The sequence below is a fragment of the Pantoea sp. GCM10028869 genome (genome assembly GCF_042666835.1).
GTDB classification, from domain to species: domain Bacteria; phylum Pseudomonadota; class Gammaproteobacteria; order Enterobacterales; family Enterobacteriaceae; genus Pantoea; species Pantoea leporis.
In genome coordinates, this window is sequence record NZ_JBHTGO010000003.1 from 555,805 (window position 1) to 572,125 (window position 16,321).

Annotated in this window: 18 protein-coding genes; 3 read left to right on the forward strand and 15 right to left on the reverse strand. The window is 56.0% G+C overall.

The window, feature by feature from the left end; genetic code table 11:
• Positions 1–9 precede the first annotated feature (9 nt).
• The 12 genes from ACFQW4_RS10390 to ACFQW4_RS10445 all read right to left on the reverse strand — a co-directional run bounded on the left by ACFQW4_RS10390 (position 10) and on the right by ACFQW4_RS10445 (position 9,636).
• Positions 10–507, reverse strand: coding sequence for a protein disulfide oxidoreductase (locus tag ACFQW4_RS10390; protein ID WP_377725181.1), 498 nt, complete (start codon positions 505–507; stop codon positions 10–12).
• Positions 504–1,226, reverse strand: a complete 723-nt coding sequence (locus tag ACFQW4_RS10395) for a DsbA family protein (protein ID WP_110866094.1) — start codon at positions 1,224–1,226, stop codon at positions 504–506. Before ACFQW4_RS10395 ends, ACFQW4_RS10390 begins: the two co-directional genes overlap by 4 nt.
• Positions 1,226–3,226 carry a protein-disulfide reductase DsbD family protein gene (locus ACFQW4_RS10400; protein ID WP_377725184.1) on the reverse strand — a complete coding sequence of 667 codons (2,001 nt, stop codon included), beginning with the start codon at positions 3,224–3,226 and terminating at the stop codon, positions 1,226–1,228. The genes ACFQW4_RS10395 and ACFQW4_RS10400 overlap by 1 nt, the downstream gene beginning before the upstream one ends.
• A gap of 49 nt (positions 3,227–3,275) precedes the next feature.
• Positions 3,276–3,632, reverse strand: a complete 357-nt coding sequence (locus ACFQW4_RS10405) for a hypothetical protein (protein WP_377725186.1) — start codon at positions 3,630–3,632, stop codon at positions 3,276–3,278.
• A gap of 224 nt (positions 3,633–3,856) precedes the next feature.
• Complete coding sequence (locus tag ACFQW4_RS10410) at positions 3,857–4,651, reverse strand: SDR family NAD(P)-dependent oxidoreductase (RefSeq protein ID WP_377725375.1); 795 nt, start codon at positions 4,649–4,651, stop codon at positions 3,857–3,859.
• A 124-nt stretch (positions 4,652–4,775) separates the two neighbouring features.
• Positions 4,776–5,360, reverse strand: coding sequence for an AAA family ATPase (locus ACFQW4_RS10415; protein WP_354466065.1), 585 nt, complete (start codon positions 5,358–5,360; stop codon positions 4,776–4,778).
• Positions 5,357–5,794, reverse strand: a complete 438-nt coding sequence (locus tag ACFQW4_RS10420; RefSeq protein ID WP_101764476.1) for a PTS sugar transporter subunit IIA — start codon at positions 5,792–5,794, stop codon at positions 5,357–5,359. Before ACFQW4_RS10420 ends, ACFQW4_RS10415 begins: the two co-directional genes overlap by 4 nt.
• A gap of 9 nt (positions 5,795–5,803) precedes the next feature.
• Entirely contained in the window at positions 5,804–6,073 is a 270-nt protein-coding gene (locus ACFQW4_RS10425) for a hypothetical protein (RefSeq protein ID WP_277974825.1), read from the reverse strand.
• 62 nt (positions 6,074–6,135) lie between these two features.
• Complete coding sequence (locus tag ACFQW4_RS10430) at positions 6,136–6,978, reverse strand: class II fructose-bisphosphate aldolase (protein ID WP_101764478.1); 843 nt, start codon at positions 6,976–6,978, stop codon at positions 6,136–6,138.
• Entirely contained in the window at positions 6,965–8,338 is a 1,374-nt protein-coding gene (locus ACFQW4_RS10435) for a PTS sugar transporter subunit IIC (RefSeq protein WP_008110085.1), read from the reverse strand. Before ACFQW4_RS10435 ends, ACFQW4_RS10430 begins: the two co-directional genes overlap by 14 nt.
• The gene (locus ACFQW4_RS10440; RefSeq protein WP_008110086.1) at positions 8,331–8,645 is read right to left on the reverse strand and encodes a PTS sugar transporter subunit IIB; all 315 of its coding nucleotides are present in this window, start codon (positions 8,643–8,645) and stop codon (positions 8,331–8,333) included. The genes ACFQW4_RS10435 and ACFQW4_RS10440 overlap by 8 nt, the downstream gene beginning before the upstream one ends.
• Positions 8,646–8,655: 10 nt before the next feature.
• A complete protein-coding gene (locus tag ACFQW4_RS10445) occupies positions 8,656–9,636 on the reverse strand; it encodes a 6-phosphofructokinase (protein WP_101764479.1) in 981 nt (326 codons plus the stop codon).
• Positions 9,637–10,070: 434 nt separating this feature from the next.
• Between ACFQW4_RS10445 and dld the strand changes: the two genes are divergently transcribed.
• The 3 genes from dld (at position 10,071) to ACFQW4_RS10460 (ending at position 12,605) form a co-directional block, all read left to right on the forward strand.
• Entirely contained in the window at positions 10,071–11,771 is a 1,701-nt protein-coding gene (gene dld / locus ACFQW4_RS10450; protein WP_377725191.1) for a D-lactate dehydrogenase, read from the forward strand.
• Between the two features lie 182 nt (positions 11,772–11,953).
• Positions 11,954–12,304, forward strand: a complete 351-nt coding sequence (locus ACFQW4_RS10455; RefSeq protein WP_222233503.1) for a type II toxin-antitoxin system RelE/ParE family toxin — start codon at positions 11,954–11,956, stop codon at positions 12,302–12,304.
• Between the two features lies 1 nt (position 12,305).
• Entirely contained in the window at positions 12,306–12,605 is a 300-nt protein-coding gene (locus ACFQW4_RS10460) for a helix-turn-helix domain-containing protein (protein ID WP_137385728.1), read from the forward strand.
• Here ACFQW4_RS10460 and pqqF read toward each other — a convergent pair.
• Genes pqqF through pqqD form a run of 3 tightly spaced genes read right to left on the reverse strand, consistent with a single transcriptional unit; the run spans position 12,596 to position 16,318 of the window.
• Entirely contained in the window at positions 12,596–14,914 is a 2,319-nt protein-coding gene (gene pqqF / locus ACFQW4_RS10465) for a pyrroloquinoline quinone biosynthesis protein PqqF (protein ID WP_377725194.1), read from the reverse strand. The genes ACFQW4_RS10460 and pqqF overlap by 10 nt on opposite strands.
• Complete coding sequence (pqqE, locus tag ACFQW4_RS10470; protein WP_377725196.1) at positions 14,914–16,053, reverse strand: pyrroloquinoline quinone biosynthesis protein PqqE; 1,140 nt, start codon at positions 16,051–16,053, stop codon at positions 14,914–14,916. The genes pqqF and pqqE overlap by 1 nt, the downstream gene beginning before the upstream one ends.
• Entirely contained in the window at positions 16,040–16,318 is a 279-nt protein-coding gene (gene pqqD, locus ACFQW4_RS10475; RefSeq protein ID WP_061720121.1) for a pyrroloquinoline quinone biosynthesis peptide chaperone PqqD, read from the reverse strand. Before pqqD ends, pqqE begins: the two co-directional genes overlap by 14 nt.
• Positions 16,319–16,321 lie beyond the last annotated feature (3 nt).

Genomic DNA, 16,321 nt, shown 5'->3' on the forward strand with positions numbered 1-16,321 from the left:
CCAGAACGATTAGCGGGAAGCCCACCAAAGTCGCAGTTTCAGCCCCCAACCGCTGGTCCAGCCGCTGCTGGTGCTGATGACTTTGCCCTGATGCAGCACGATAAAGGTCGGCGTGGCGTTGATATCCCAGCGCTGGCCGATCGCCCCGCTCTCATCATTGATCGCCACGCCTTGCAGCCCTTTCTTCTCCAGCCAGGTTGCCACGCGCGCGTCACTGCCGGAACGCAGCGCCACGCTCACCACCTTGTCACCTTCCTGACTCATCGCCGCCACGGTTGGCGTGGTGAGTTTGCACACCCCACACCAGGTTGCCCAGACGTACACCAGCAGTGGCCGTTCCTGACTGAGTTCCGCCAGATTCACCTCACCTTGCAGCGAGGTCAGCGGTTGTTGCGCCAGGTCGGCAGACAGCTGCGGTGCCCGCAGCCAATCCATGCCCCACAGCGCAGCCGCGACAATCAGCACCAGCAGCAGTGCCTCACGCAGCCAGCGCTTTAATCGACTCATTGCTTCGCCTGCAGCGCGCCTTTCACTGCCGCTTCCAGCTGCTCATATGGCACCGCGCCGCTGATCATCTGGTCGCCCACCAGCGTGGCTGGCGTGCCCTGAACGCCGAGCTGCTGCGCCAGCGTCAGGTTGCTGTTGATGGTATCGAGGCTCACTTTGCTTGGCTCTTTCAGCTTGATGCCGGTTTTCTCCAGCGCCGCGTCGATGCTGGCGTTATCGTGATTGCCCTTTTTCGCCATCAAACGCTCATGCAGCTTTAGGAAGTTTTTCGGCTGCTGCTCCCACACGGTGAGCGCCAGACGCGCCGAGGTGAGAGAGGTTTCAGCACGGTACGGCAGCGGTTTGATCACCACCGCTACCTGCGGATAAGCCTTAATCAGTTTTTCGATATCGGCTTCAAACTTCTTGCAGAACACGCAGTTGTAATCGGTGAAATAGACCAGCGTCAGCGCCGGTTTTTCAGCGCCAATGCGCGGTGAACCGGCGTCGTTGAACAGCGCATCGTGGTTTTTCTTCACCATCTGCGCCACTACGTTTTGCTGCTGTTGCGCTGCTTCTTTATCAAAGGCATCAGCGGCTTCCGCCAGAATCGACGGATTCTGCACCAGGGTTTCACGGATCAATTCTTTGATGCGCGCCTCCTGCTCAGGCGTAAAAGGCGCGGCCGCCAGTGCAGGCATGGCAAGAAACATCAGTGGCAGTAACAGGGATTTCTTCATTATTTTTTCGCCTCAGAGAGAGTGGAGATCACCGCTTCACGACTCAGCAGCGGTGACAAAATCTGGCCTTGCGGCAGTGCCGGGCCATAAATTTGGTTAAAAGGGATCGCCACGCGGTCGCGGCGGCGCAGGAATTCACCAATGGCGGGATCGGGCTGCGTCCAGTCGCCGCGCAGCAGTACCACATCATCGGCTTTGAGCGCAGCACGCACATCGGGCTGATTCAGGACGCGAGATTTATTCACTTTACAGGTGATGCACCAGTCGGCGGTGACATCGACAAACACCCGTTTATCCTGCTCAAGTGCCTGATGGATCGCCGCTTCGGTCAACGGCTGCCAGTGCAGCGCCTCCTCTTCCGGCGAGATACGCGTCATCAGGAACAGCGCTCCGGCCAGCGTCAGGGTGATAAACACCACGCCCGCCTGCTGCAGCGCGCGACGTTTCACCAGCCAGCCACACAACACCACGAGTAACACGCCCGCCAGCACCAGCGCGAAGGTGCTGCCCCAATGCGGCACCAGCAACGTCACCAGCCAGAAGGTGGCGAGCAGCATCAACAGGCCGAGCACGCTGCGCAGATGCAGCATCCAGCGCCCCGGACGCGGCAGGCAGCGCGCCATGCCCGGTAACGCCGCCACCAGCAGCCACGGCAAACTCATGCCAACGCCGAGCGCGACAAACAGCAGCCATAGCTGCGGCAGCGGTGCCGTCAGCGCATAAGCCACCGCCGTACCGAGAAACGGCGCGCTGCACGGCGTGGCCAGCAAGGTGGCAAACGCGCCCTGGCCGAAGTGGCCGAGCAAGCCGTCGCCGCCCTGCGTCGCCAGTTTGGTATTCAAACCCGACGGCAAGCGGAAATGCAGCAGATCAAACAGGCTGGCGCTAAACAGGAACATCACCAGCACCATCACCAGCAGGAAGCCGCTGCTCTGGAACTGAATGCCCCAGCCCAGCGCCTGACCGCTGAGTCGCAGTCCCGTCATCAGCAGCGCCAATAGCAGGAAGGAGAAAATGATTCCAGCGCTGGAGGCGAGAAACTGCTGGCGCGTCTGACGCTGCGTTTGCCCTTGCTGCTGCACCAGGCTGCTGAGCTTGATCGCCAGCACTGGCAACACACACGGCATCAGGTTGAGGATCAAGCCGCCGAGCAGCGCCAGCAGCAACACCGACCATAAGGTTTGCGCCGCACCGCCGGACACCAGCGTTTCCGTGCCGATATTTATCGCGCTTTGCTGCGCAATGCCAGCATCCGCAACCACCAGCGACAGCGTTTTGCCGCGCAGATCCGGTGCCGCTTCGCCCCATTCATCGGTGACCGCTACGCGCGCGCTGAGCGTGTCGCCATTCACACGGATCGTCGGTGCCGCCAGCATGCTGCCCGGCGGATAATCGAAGAACAGTTCAGGCTGTTGCCAGCCGCCCTGACGCTGTGCGCGGATCTGCAATTCGCCATTTACAAAGCTGGCGTGGAGTTGATCGGTTAAGCCGCTAGCCGCCGGGATGCGCCCCATCGCCTCGGCGAAATCGCGGGCAAAATCGGCGTCTGCGGGCTGGGTCAGATCGAGGCTGAACGGGAAGTCGGTGAGGATGCAAACATCGCTACAGGTTGAGAGCGTCAGCGTTCCCACAAGTTGCTGGCTCGACAGTTTCGCCAGCTCGATCGGCAGCGTGATATCGCCTTTATAGCCTTGCGTGGTCAAGCCGCTGACGTCAAAACGCTCGGGCGCGGGCCAGAACCATTGCGCCTTGACCGCCGGGGTTTGCCAGCGGATTTCCGGCGCAACGCCGCCTTCGCCAGGCGTGCGCCAGTAGGTTTTCCAGCCGGGTTGCAGGCGAATATCCAGCAGCAGTTGCTGATTATCGTTGTGGCTGGCGCTGCGCAAGCGCACTTCGGCGTGGCTGTTTTGCGCATTGCGCAGCCAGCCGGTGTCTGCCGCCTGCGCAGTAATTGCGCAGCTCGCCAGCAGGAGCAGCAGGCTCCTGATCAATACAGTCATGTGAATTCTCCAGTGAATAACAGGGTTTACGCGATGTAACGCGCAGGTGTTATTCCCGGAAGACGCAAAAGGTCAGATGCCGCCGTCGCAGAGGCGGAAACAGCGGTGCGCGGCGATAGCCGACGCAAGTGGTAGTTTGTTTGAAAGTGGCGATCAGTGCCAGCAGCAACAGCAGGAAAGGCAATGCGGTATCAAGGATTGGCGCGGCGGCACTCAGCGATTTGGCGCTTAGCGCACAGGGTTTTTCGCTGCCGCTGGCATCATCACTGCTGTTGGTGTGCGCGGACGCGCTGACCTGCGCTAAAGGTGCGGAAGGCAAATTGAAGCTGCGCTGGACGAGACAAAACGCCAGCACCAGACAAACCAGTGCCAGAATCCATTTTGCGCGTGATAGCGATATCGTCATGCCGCAGCCTCAGAGAAAAGTGCGGACATTTTAAGCATCTGCAGCAGAAACACCAAGCTTTGCTGTGTAAACTTTTGTCTTTGTGGTGTTCAACCCAGATCCAGGATCGTAGCGGCGCGATTTATCGCGCATCTCAACGAAGGCATATTACCCACCTAAACACGACGCAATAAATGGCGCCGCTACGATGATTGCGGCCATCAAAATTTGATCGTTACACGGCGTTAAACAATATCATCCACCACGCCACCATCGACGCGCAGCGCGGCACCGGACGTCGCCGACGCCTGTTTCGAGCAAACATACACCACCATATTCGCCACCTCTTCCACCGTGGCGGCGCGCTGGATCACCGAACTTGGCCGCTGCGCCATCACAAACTCTTTCGCCAGCTCTTCCAGCGCCTTACCGGTGCGCTTCACCTCATCTTCCATCATCGCGGCAAAGCCATCAGAGAGCGTTGGGCCGGGCAACACGCTGTTTACCGTCACGCCGCTGCCCGCCACCACTTTCGCCAGACCGCGCGCCAGCGACAGCTGCGCCGTTTTGCTCACGCCGTACTGCAGCATATCGGCGGGAATGTTCAAGGCTGATTCAGAGGAGATAAACACCACGCGGCCCCAACCACGCTTCACCATCTCCGGCAATAAAGCCCGCGACAGACGCACGCCGGACATCACGTTGGTTTGCCAATAGGCATCCCAGGTTTCGTCATCCACCTGATAGAAATCCTGCGGACCGTAAATCCCGGCGTTATTCACCAGAATATCGATCGGCGGCAAGCCGTTAAGCAGTTGCTTAACGCCCTGTGCACTGCCGAGATCGGCGATAAAGGTGTGAATTTTGGCCCCCGCCACTACGCCGTTAAGCTTCTCCCGCGCACGACTCACCGATGCTTCGCTGCGCCCGTTCAGCACCACTTCCGCGCCGCTGGCCGCCAGACCTTGTGCAATGGCAAAACCGATACCGCCAGTTGATGCGGTAACTAAGGCTGTTTTTCCGTGTAAATCGATATTCATCATGCTTTCCTCTGTGAGCGTAATCACAAAGCCTGGTTCAGGCAGGAGAAGATGCATTGACGAATCATGCGATGGTGCTGTCGGCCACAGGGCTGATGTGCGATCAGCCTGCTGCCGACATTATTTAGCCCGAGGCCGATAAAGCCGGTTGAGCGCTGATCGGCAGCCGCAGTTGACGCTGTAACCAGGCGCAGGCTGCCGCCTGATCCGGATTGCGTGCGTTAAGCTGCAACACCGGACCCAGCGCCATCGGTTGGGCGGTTTCTGCTAACTTGCGCAGTTCTGGCAGATACTCCGCGCCCGGATGTCCCGGCATGCGATCGGTTAAACGAGCCTGATAACGCGCTACCGCCTCATCCGGCGTGATCGCCAGCCACAGCTCCAGCACCCGCGTCACGCCCGCCTGCTGCAATCCCTGCTGCAGCACCTCTTTCGGCTGGAAGCCAAACCAGGCATCGATGACATAGATACAACGCGTCGGCGCTTGCGCCACCACTTGCCAGATCGCCTGATACGCCGCACAACCTAACTGGCGATTGCGCAGGCGATCCACCGGCGCAAAGCTGGCCATAAACGGCTCTTTCAGGCTATCCAGCGTCAGCACCGGAAAGCTGAACTGCTCGGCCAGCGCGCGCGTTAGCGTGCTTTTGCCGGAAGCCGGAATGCCGTTCACCAGCACGACAATTTTCTCTTCAGTGTCGGTTGTCATAGGATTTCTATCACCTCCGCGGCACTGCTGGCCTTTCGCAGTCGCACCAGCGTCTCCTCATCCTCCAGCAGCGTAACAATCGCGCGGATGCCCTCTTCAATGTGGGCGTTGCTGTCACGTGCACCGAACATAATCACGATGTCGGCTTTGTCACTGCCGTCGAATGAGATCGGCTCATCCAGCACAATCATGCTGAAACAATCTTTCAGCACGCCGGCCTCCGGCCGCGCATGGGGAATGGCGATGCCCTCCTCAAACACGTAATAGGCGCCATGCTCCAGCGTGTTAGCGATCACCGCTTCCGGGTAACTGGCTTTGATGTAACCGCCGTTCACCAGCGGCAGCGCCGCCAGCGCGATCACTTCGCGCCAATCCCTGGCGCTGATCCCCACCTGAATCGCACTTGCCTCCTGCAGCAGCTGTTTAATACTCATACTGCCTCCTTAAAACGATTTGCGAATGGTGTTACGCAGTTCATCAATTTTGACAAACAACGGATCAATTTCCTGACGATAGTGTCGACTTTTGGCAAAGATATTTAATGCACGATTATATTCCAGCATTAATTGTTTTTGCGTGTCTGCCGCCTGCGGATTACTAGCCAACTGTTGTTCCAGTTCGCTTATTTTCCCGCTGATGGTTTCAGCCTGAAGATCTATTTCCTGTGAATCCTGGCTCTTATTATCAGAGCCCTTTTTCAAGAATCCAAACATAGCATCTCCTGCCCCGAATGGCGCCGGGCACCTCAGGTTATTACGTCATGAGTAAGTCGGAATTAGCGGAACAGTTGAATCTTTTCTACCAGCACATTGGTCACGGCATCGTTGGCCGGCACAAGGAAATTACGCACGCTGTCGTTGACCTTGCCCTTTTCAAACGTCTGCTTGCAGTTTGCAACCCACTGCACATTCATCTCGGTGCCAACGTTGACTTTCTCAATCCCGCTGCGCACCGCAAGACGCATATCCTCATCGCTGACGCCGGTACCACCGTGCAGCACCAGCGGCGTTTTCGTAGCATCGGTAATTTCCGCGAGGCGCTGATGCTGAATATGGGCTTTACCGGTGTACAAGCCGTGCACCGTGCCGATGGAGATCGCCAGCATATCGACGCCGGTTTCATCGACAAAGCGTTTGGCTTCATCGACGGTGGTAAACGCCGCATCGTTCATTTCCACCTCTTTGCCATCTTCCGAACCGCCAATCGCGCCCAATTCCGCCTCAACCGAAACCGCCAGCGGGCGCGCCATATCAATAACACGGCGCGTATTGGCGATGTTCTCTTCAATCGGTAAATGTGAACCGTCATACATAATTGAACTGAAGCCCGCATCCAGCGCGGTTTGGATAGCGTCCAAATCCGAACAGTGATCGAGGTGCAAACAGGTCGGCACATTACGGCTTTCCGACAATGAGCGAATCGCATCTACCAATAATTTATGTCCGAGATATTTGGCGGTTCCGGTTGAGATCTGAATCATTAATGGGCTATTCGTTTTCTCCGCTGCTTTAAAAAAGGCGGGCAACATTTCCAGGCAGTGCAAATTAAAGGAACCGAGCGCTTTAAATTCACGTTCTTTAGCCACCTGTAACAGATCGGTAAAGTTATAAAGTTTCATGGAGCTTTTCCTCATGGGATTTAGACTTGGTGGATTTTCCGTTAACAAACCAGGCGATGAGAGTAATAAAGGCGATAAACAGCGCGACGAACAGCCAGTTATTCTGGAATGCATGGCCGAGCACCAGGCCGGTACTGATGACATCCGAATCACTGAAGGTGACGCCGGTAAAACCGTAGCTTTCCAGCATCGGCACCAGAATCGCCGGCAGGAAGGTAATGAACAGACCGTGCACGAAACCGCCGATCATTGCGCCGCGACGCCCACCGAGCGCATTACCGAACACGCCTGCGGTGCCACCGGCAAAGAAGTTAGTCAGCAATCCTGGCAGAATCATCGCCAGACCAAACATCGGGAACACCAGCATGCCCACCACCGAACCCAGCGTGGTGGCGAGGAAGCCGACGATCACCGCGTTCGGGGCGTACGGGAACATCACCGGGCAGTCGAGCGCCGGTTTTGCATCCGGCACCAGACGCATGGCGATACCACGGAAAGCCGGCACCAGTTCGTTCAGCAACAGACGCACGCCGCTATACAGCACGAACACACCGCACACGAACTGAATCGACTGCATAAAGGCGTACATCAGGTAGTTCATGCCGTTGCTGTACTGGCCGATAAATTCCGGACCGGCGGCGACCGCAGGGATCAGGTACATCGGCACCATCACCACCGCCATCGACAGATAGGTGTCCTGCAGGAATTTAAAGTTGTCGGGCAGTTTGAGATCTTCGGTGGAGCGCGACCCTTTGCCCACCACCTTTGCCACCGCCGCCGTCAGCAGATAGCCAATGGTGCAGAAGTGCCCGAGCGCCACGTCGTCAGAATCGGTGATGCGGCGCACCACCGGTTGGGCCAGTGCAGGCATCACCACCGCCATAATGCCGCCAAAAATGCCGCCGGTAAGGATCAGAGGTAAACCTGTCAGCCCCGCTTTATAGCCAATCACCGCACCGATGGTCGCCATCCACAGCAGCGCCTGTCCGGTAAGGAAGATGTATTTGAACGGTGTCAGACGCGCAATGATGATGTTGACGATAAAGATCACCAACAGCGTCAGCGCCACTTCTGAACCCAGCTCGCGGTTTGCTAACCCGGCAATGGCGGCAACGTCGGTGATATAACCCTGCATGCCAAAGCCGTGGGTGAAAATGGTGTTCAGGAAGGTCAGCGTACCGACAATAATGTTGATACCGGCCATCATAATTAAGAAACCGAGCAGGGTTTTAAAGGTGCCTTCCACCACCTTGCCCGCCGATTTTTTTTGCAGTAGCAGACCAATCAGGGCAATAAAGGCGATCAGTATCGATGCCTGCCCCAATAAGTCTTTTACCAGGAAGTCGATGACACTATTCATGATTAGCAACCTTTAAGTTACGTTCTTTCATAAACGCCACGATTTTCTCTTCAATTTCTGCTTTGTCGGTCAGCTTATTGAGAATAATCACCCGCTTGATCTGTTCCGGGCTGGCATCGGCATTTAACACATCAGCAAAGGCTTTCTGGGTTAAAATCATGTCGGATTTAAAGGCGTTGGCTTCAGAAATGGTGGTGTGATCAATATCAGCATCAATTTCGAGTTTCTTTAATACTGACTTGGCGCTCATTTCAATCGCAAAGCTTGAACCCAAACCACATCCACAGACACATAATATTTTCAGCATGGCTATTTCCTCACAGAATTTGCAGTTGTTTAGCGAGTTTATAATGATGCCCTTCCGTATCGACCAGGCGTTTTTTCATGCTTATTAAATCAATCGGAATCGGTCGATTACTGCCATTAATAATCACCGCTTTATTGCGCATTCCCGACTGAATACAACGCGCGACTTCACTGGCCATAATGGTGCCCTGATAAATCTCTTCACAGGTAGGATCGCCATTACGCAGGCCATAACCGATAATCGTTTTACGAATACGCACACCAATTAACGGTTCAATTTGTTTAATTAAGGTATCGATAGCGCCCTGAAAGCCCGGCGAATATTCACGGGTATAACCTTCCGAGCACAAAATTATTACGCTGTTCTGCGCCGCCAGCCGCTGCGTGATGCGCTCCGCCAGCTCCTGCGGTGCAATCTGGCATTCCGGGATCAGCGCGAAATCGGCATTGGATTTGATCGCTGACTGCAAGGTTAATTCACCGCAATAACCACCCAGCAGCTCCACCATAAATACACGACCGGTTAAGGCGCGGCCGGTATTACGTAACTTCGCCACCTCTTTTAACACCTGCTCACAGGCGGTGGAGAAACCGATGCTGTAATCACTGCCAAAGACATCGTTATCGATGGTCATGCCGACGCCAAAACAGTTAACACCAAATTCGCTCAGCGTATGCAGGAATTGTAATGAACCATCTCCGCCCGCCATAATTAATACATCGATGCGCAGCGATTTAAGGTGTTTGGCGATCATCTCATATTCCGGGCGAATTAATTTCCTGCTGGTTCGTCCCGATTGCATCACCGGAATAGCGGCGATGGCGTAATCCACTAAATCACGTTGGGATATTTCCTGATGATTGTTTTCCAGCAAACCTGGAATACCACCATTAAATAACACCATTTCCGCTTGAGTTAAGCGCGATATTTGATACACAAAGTTATTAATCCCGGTGACATCGCCACCGCTGATCACCATGCCAATTCTCATTGTCATCATCCTTTATGCTGTGCGTCTGGAATTCATTCTTCCGATTAACCGCATTGTTATTTGCAACGAATGTCACACTTTTGCGATGAATTTCCCGAGTGAGATAATTGACAGCATCCAACAAAGGCTTATTTTTGTGATATAAATCACATGGCATTTTTCACCTTAAAACCTTAATAACAAATAAAATCATAGGTTTATATATATTTTGCGCAGTAAAATCAGCAAGCCAAATAAACGCGCCCTTGGCGATTTTTATTTCGATCTATTTTGTGATTTCCCGCGCATTTTTATCGGTTCCTGCCGGTTATTCCGTAAAGTAAAAAGGGATAATGATTCCGTGCGTTATTTACGCGTCAGGGCCAGTGAATGATTGACTCAGTGCAGCTGCGCTTGTCCAATACCGTGGCAGATAAAGAATAAAGAAGAGAAAAATGAGCATGCAGAAGGATATTTTGCTTAAGTTGGCCGCGGTGGTGGGTGACAAACAGTTATTAACCCATGCGGATGATAAAGCCTGGTACATAAAGGGGTTCCGCGTCGGGCGCGGTGACGCGCTGGCGGTGGCGTTACCGCAAACCTTGTTGCAGCTGTGGCAAACACTGCAGGTGTGCGTGGCGCACGATGTGATTGTGTTGATGCAGGCGTCAAATACCGGCGTCACCGGCGGCTCAACGCCCGACGGCAATGATTACGACCGCGATATCGTGATCATCAGCACCCGCCAGCTCAAAGGCGTGCAGGTGATCGATCAGGCGCGCCAGGTGATCGCCTTCCCCGGCACCACCTTGACTGAACTGGAACACACCTTACAGCCGCTCGGTCGAGAGCCGCACTCGGTGATTGGATCATCCTGCATCGGCGCGTCGGTGGTCGGCGGGATCTGTAATAATTCCGGTGGCTCGCTGATTCGGCGCGGCCCCGCGTTTACCGAAAAATCCTTGTTCGCCCGTATTCATGAGGATGGTCGCTTAGAGATGGTTAATCACCTCGGCATCGAGTTGGGCGACACGCCAGAAGTGATGCTGGCAAATCTCACGCAGCAGCAGTATCAAACCGGCGAGCAAGCCGACTGGCAGGGTAAAATCTGGGCCGATGACTACGCCGACCGCTTACGAGATGTGACCGCGGATTCCCCAGCACGCTTCAATGGCGATCTGCGCTACCTGCACGACAGCTCGGGCAGCGCCGGTAAAGTGGTGGTGTTCGCTGTACGCTTGCCCACCTTCGAAGCCAGCGCCGGCAGCGACACCTTCTACATCGGCACTAACGATGAGAACGTGCTGGTGGCGCTGCGCCGTTTCCTGCTAACCGAAATGAGCGAACTGCCGCTGCAGGCGGAATATATCCATCGCAATGCCTTCGATTTAACCGTGCGCTACGCCAAGCATATGTATCTGGCGATTCGCAAACTGGGCCCGCAGGCCATTCCGCAGATGATGGCCAATAAAGCCAAATGGGATGTGCGCGTCAGCCATCTTAAATTCCTGCCGCGCAATTTTGTTGATCGGGTGCTGCAATTCTTTAACCAATTGACGCCGAGCTTTATCGCGCCGCGCATCATGGATTACCGCAGCGAGTATCAACATCATCTGATGATCAAAGTAGAGTCGCCGCAAACCGCCGAGTTGCAGAGTTTACTGCAGCAATTCTTTGCTGAGCAGCACGGCGGCTTTTTCCGCTGCAATACGCGTGAAGCGGCGGATGCGTTTTTGGTGCGTTTCGGCGTGGGCGGCTGCACCATTTCCTACTGCGACGCGCTGGGTTACAACCCCAACGAGCGGCTGGTGGCGTTTGACGTGGCGCTGCGTCGCAATGATGACGCGTGGCGTTTGACGCTGCCCGATCATCTGGCGGCGCAGGTACAGGTTGATTCGTGCTGCGGGCACTTCTTCTGCTTCGTCAATCATCAGGATTACGTGCTGAAACCCGGCTACGACGCAAAAGTGTTTAAGGAAGAGGTGAAACGGTATCTGGAACAGCGCGGCGCGAAGTATCCCGCCGAGCACAATGTTGGGCACCTTTATCAGGCGTCGTGTGAGCATGTCGCGCACTGGAAACAGCTTGATCCCACCAACAGCTGTAATCCAGGGATTGGTAAAACCAGTAAGAAGAAGTTTTGGCGGGAAATGTAGCAGCGGCAACCAGGTCGCTCTAAATGGCGGTCCTACGAGATTTGTGGCGAATTAATTCGCGTACGCTTCGGTTGAAATCGTATTTGTGAGCGAATTTGACATCACACAATCAATGTCCGGATTGATTTCATAGCCCAAAAGCTATAACCTATCCCATAGCAAATAAGCTATGGGATGGCATTATGTGGGAAATATTAACAACGGATGTTTTTGATCAGTGGTTTGTGGCGCAAAGTGAAGCACTACGTGAAGACGTGTTAGCGGCGATGACGATTTTAGGAGAGATGGGACCACAACTTGGCCGCCCCTATGTCGATACATTAAAGGGTGGCGAATTCCCTAATCTGAAAGAGCTGCGCGTTCAGCACGCCGGTAAGCCCATCAGAGCCTTTTTCGCTTTTGATCCGGTGCGACGCGCTATCGTGTTATGCGCTGGAAATAAGACCGGTTTTAACCAAAAACAATTTTACCGAACGATGATTCGCCTCGCTGAAGTGGAATACTGCAAGCATTTAGCGCGGATGGAGGGATAAGATGGCTACTCTAAAAGAATTAATGCAAAAACAATCACCTGAAAGCCAGCAGCGCATCGCTGTGAAAGTCGAAATATTGCGCCAGGAGATTGCTTTAAGCCAGTTACGCGAAGAGCTCAACCTTTCGCAAACCGAACTGGCACGCACTATCGGCGTCTCGCAGCCCACGCTGGCAAAGATGGAAAATCCAGGCAACGATCCGCGCCTGTCCACATTGAAACGTTACGTCGCGGCATTGGGTGGCGAACTTCGTATCGACGTGACACTGCCCAACGGCAAAACCATCGCCTTTCAGCTTTGATTAACCAAAATCAACCAGCGATGCCGTTCGCGCAGCAGAAGCTGATGCAGTTGCTCGAGTTGCTGCAGCGTTAGTGCCTGAATAGCCGCGCGATTGAGAGTGGCCAGGCCGTGCTGCTGGCGCAGGGTTTCGAGTGCGGCCTCGCCATTATCTTTGCTTGCGCATTGCGTCATTAAGCTTGCCTGCCATGCCGCCAGCTTTTGCGGCGAGATTGCCGCGATCTCGGCTACCATCTCACGCATAAAGCGTTTGCAGTGACCCAGCAGCGCGCGCCAGGAGATATCCGGTGATTGCAGCGCCAGCATCAAGCCATCCACATCCGCCACCCGCTGATAGCGCGCCGACACCACATAGCCAATTTGCTGATCCACGCGCAACCGCTGGAAGAAGCGCGTTTCCAGCATTAGCGCCAGCACGCGTAAAGCGGCCAGGCTGGCATCATCGGCCTGCGGTAACGGCATAAACAGCAGCAGCGCCTGATCGCGCCCGTCGCAGGCGATGGGCACGATGCCGTGTTGCAGTCGTGCCGGCGGCGTGTCGCGCGCCAGATCCGGCGTAAAATCGCTGAGCAGATGCGCCACGCGCTGGCTTAATGCGGTATTGGTGCCGCACCATGCCGCCAGCCATTGTGGCGCGGGTAATGGCTTGATCAAGCGAGTGGGCAACGCGGCGAGCAATTGACGAATCACAATCGAAGGAGTATTCGCTGCGGGTTGCGCCAGCATCGGCGTGTTCAGCGCCTGTAATGCCTGATGCACGCTAAACAACGCGCGATCGGCGGATGCAGGCAAATTGAGCAGTAGCTGCCAACTGGCATGCGTCTGTTGCCAGCTGCCGTTGCCACCCGCGTGGCGCAATTCCGCCAGCAACGGGCGTAACTGGCGCTGCCGCGACTGCGCGTCTTCCTCACTCAAGGTCTGATAAAACGCCGGACGCAGCAGCAGCGTTTCAACCTGTTTTAACGGTGCAATCAGCGGCAACGGCTGCGCAACGGGTGGGAGACGAGGGAGCGGAACAGCGGCTGAAGCAGGATAGAAGTGAAACGCTGCGGGTTTGGTCGCAGCCAACGACGGCGGCAGCCACTCGGCCAGCTGCAAGGTGAAGCCCTGCGTGTGATGCGGTGCGCCGTCAATCTGTTGCTGCGTGAGCAGACGCGTGCGCGGACAATCTGGCAACGCTGCGGCAAAATCCGCAAAGTTGTCTGGCAGCGCGCAACCCGGCGCGAAGCCCAACGCCCGGCCGCGCAACTGTTCCAGCGGCGACAAGGTCGCGAAATCCTGCTGCGCGAGCTGTGCGTAGTGCCGCAGCTGAAGCGCCGTACATTCAGCTAACGCAGCCAGATGCTGCCAAACGCGTTGCTCAATCTGTTGCGCCTGCGCCGGGGAAATGCGCCTGGCGCTAAAGCGCAGCGCCAGTAACGCTTGTTGCTCATCTTGCCATAACCAATGCGCGTCAAAGGTTTCGCATAACGCCTCAGCGCGCAACTGCGCCAGCAAGCTGCCGGGCGCTTCGTCCTGCCAGAATGCTTTTAATAATGTGACATTGTCACACACAGTATGCTCATCGCCCGCCACCAACATCGTCAGCCAGAAATTTTCTTCACCGCCTGATAGCAGTAAACGATCGCCTTGCAACAGCGTAGCTTTAACAGTCGCAGCGCGTTCTCCACCTGCCAGCAAACTGCCGCCGAAGCGTGCCGCCAGCTGTTCGAGCTCATCCAGTGATTGCGGGCCTTGTAGCCAAAGTTCCATGTTTTCAGCGCAATACAGGCGGCTATGGAAGTCGCGTAATGCGGACTGCAACTCCGTGACATTGTCACCAAAAGCCTGCCGACTGCCGACGCGGAAGCGCTGGAAACGTCCCTGCAACTTTTCCAGCACGGCAGCTTCACTCAGCGTGTCGGCATGGTTTTGCAGCAGTTGATACTCAGCCTCAATCACCGCCGCTTCCTGCTGAATGGCCTGCGCCGTCAGCAACGGTGACGCCAACATATCGCACAGCCGCTGCACGCCCGCTGACAACGCTGCGGCTGAGAGCTGAAAGAAATAGGCGCTGCGGCTTAACTGCGTGGTGGCGTTCACCTGGCCGCCCTGCTGCTGCAGCCACGGCATCAGGCGGTCGTCGGCGTGAAAAGCTTCGCTGCCGCAAAACAGCAGATGTTCCAGCAGATGTGCCAAACCCGGCCAGCGATCCGCTTCATCCAGACTGCCGGCCTGCACGCGCATCAGCGCCGCCGCCTCACGCGCGTCGGGCTGATGATAAAGATGGCAGCGCAGGCCGTTGGCGAGCGTGAGCTGGCGCGCGTGCATCAGGTGACGCGCTGCTTAAAGATCAGTTCGGAGTTGCTGCGATTGCGGAACTGCAGCTGCTGGATTTTGATGTCGCTGCAGTTGGCTTCACGTCGTGCTTCGAGGATCTTGCCGTGATGCGGCGATTTGCTGCACACCGGATCGGTGTTATCGGCATCGCCGGTCAGCATAAAGGCCTGACAGCGACAGCCGCCAAAGTCTTTCGCTTTTTCATCGCAGGAGCGACAGGGTTCCGGCATCCAGTCAAAGCCGCGATAGCGGTTAAAACCAAACGAGTTGTACCAGATATCGTCCAGCGTGCGCTCCAGCACCGACGGGAACGCAACCGGCAGCTGACGCGCGCTGTGGCACGGCAACGCGGTGCCGTCAGGCGTGACGCTGAGGAAGATCGATCCCCATCCGCCCATGCAGGGTTTCGGCCGCTCTTCGTAGTAATCCGGCGTCACGAACAGCAGATTGGTGAGATTGCCGCTGGCGCCCATGCGCTGACGATAATCGGCCACCACCGCTTCGGCGTTGGCGATCTGCTCGCGCGTCGGCAGCAATCCTTCACGATTGAGTTGCGCCCAGCCATAGAATTGGCAAGTCGCCAGCTCGACATCGTCGGCATCCAGTTCGATACAGAGATCGATGATTTTGTCGATCTGGTCGATATTGTGGCGATGCAGCACGAAATTCAGCACCATCGGATAGCCGTGCGCTTTCACCGCTTTCGCCATCTCCAGCTTCTGCTGGAAGGCCTTTTTTGACCCGGCCAGCGCCGCGTTCAGCGTTTCATCGCTGGCCTGGAAGCTGATCTGGATATGATCGAGTCCGGCGTCGGCAAAGGCATCGAGTTTTTTCGCCGTCAGGCCGATGCCGGAGGTGATCAGGTTGGTGTAGAAACCGAGATCGCGCGCGGCGCGAATCAGCTCCGGCAGGTCTTTACGGGTTAGCGGTTCGCCGCCGGAAAAACCGAGCTGCACGCTGCCCATGGCGCGCGCCTGACGAAACACCTCAATCCACTGTTCGGTGGTCAGCTCTTTCTCCTGCTGGGAAAAATCCAGCGGATTGGAGCAATACGGACACTGCAGCGGGCAGCGATAGGTCAGTTCTGCCAGCAGCCACAGCGGTGGCGTCACGCTTTTACTCGGGTTCACGACACTGTATCCATTTTTGTTCGATGGCGGATTGCAGGAACTCTTTGACGTCGTCGCCGACACCGCCCGCGTCCGGAAAACGCGCATCCAGCGTGGCAACGATCGCCGCCACATCCTGTTTGCCATCCACCAGTTCGAGGATCGCCACGGCGGTCTCGTTCAATTTGGCCATGCCTTCTGGATAGAGCACCACATGGCTATCCTGCGCCGCTTCCCACTGCATGCGGTAGCCGCGACGGAAAGCCGGAATCACATTATCTTTCATGTT

Bases quoted from the DNA above. Each gene is read 5' to 3' on its own strand.
- ACFQW4_RS10390 (WP_377725181.1), bottom strand. From the start codon at position 507: ATGAGTCGATTAAAGCGCTGGCTGCGTGAGGCACTGCTGCTGGTGCTG.
- ACFQW4_RS10395 (WP_110866094.1), bottom strand. From the start codon at position 1,226: ATGAAGAAATCCCTGTTACTGCCACTGATGTTTCTTGCCATGCCTGCA.
- ACFQW4_RS10400 (WP_377725184.1), bottom strand. From the start codon at position 3,226: ATGACTGTATTGATCAGGAGCCTGCTGCTCCTGCTGGCGAGCTGCGCA.
- ACFQW4_RS10405 (WP_377725186.1), bottom strand. From the start codon at position 3,632: ATGACGATATCGCTATCACGCGCAAAATGGATTCTGGCACTGGTTTGT.
- ACFQW4_RS10410 (WP_377725375.1), bottom strand. From the start codon at position 4,651: ATGAATATCGATTTACACGGAAAAACAGCCTTAGTTACCGCATCAACT.
- ACFQW4_RS10415 (WP_354466065.1), bottom strand. From the start codon at position 5,360: ATGACAACCGACACTGAAGAGAAAATTGTCGTGCTGGTGAACGGCATT.
- ACFQW4_RS10420 (WP_101764476.1), bottom strand. From the start codon at position 5,794: ATGAGTATTAAACAGCTGCTGCAGGAGGCAAGTGCGATTCAGGTGGGG.
- ACFQW4_RS10425 (WP_277974825.1), bottom strand. From the start codon at position 6,073: ATGTTTGGATTCTTGAAAAAGGGCTCTGATAATAAGAGCCAGGATTCA.
- ACFQW4_RS10430 (WP_101764478.1), bottom strand. From the start codon at position 6,978: ATGAAACTTTATAACTTTACCGATCTGTTACAGGTGGCTAAAGAACGT.
- ACFQW4_RS10435 (WP_008110085.1), bottom strand. From the start codon at position 8,338: ATGAATAGTGTCATCGACTTCCTGGTAAAAGACTTATTGGGGCAGGCA.
- ACFQW4_RS10440 (WP_008110086.1), bottom strand. From the start codon at position 8,645: ATGCTGAAAATATTATGTGTCTGTGGATGTGGTTTGGGTTCAAGCTTT.
- ACFQW4_RS10445 (WP_101764479.1), bottom strand. From the start codon at position 9,636: ATGAGAATTGGCATGGTGATCAGCGGTGGCGATGTCACCGGGATTAAT.
- dld (WP_377725191.1), top strand. From the start codon at position 10,071: ATGAGCATGCAGAAGGATATTTTGCTTAAGTTGGCCGCGGTGGTGGGT.
- ACFQW4_RS10455 (WP_222233503.1), top strand. From the start codon at position 11,954: ATGTGGGAAATATTAACAACGGATGTTTTTGATCAGTGGTTTGTGGCG.
- ACFQW4_RS10460 (WP_137385728.1), top strand. From the start codon at position 12,306: ATGGCTACTCTAAAAGAATTAATGCAAAAACAATCACCTGAAAGCCAG.
- pqqF (WP_377725194.1), bottom strand. From the start codon at position 14,914: ATGCACGCGCGCCAGCTCACGCTCGCCAACGGCCTGCGCTGCCATCTT.
- pqqD (WP_061720121.1), bottom strand. From the start codon at position 16,318: ATGAAAGATAATGTGATTCCGGCTTTCCGTCGCGGCTACCGCATGCAG.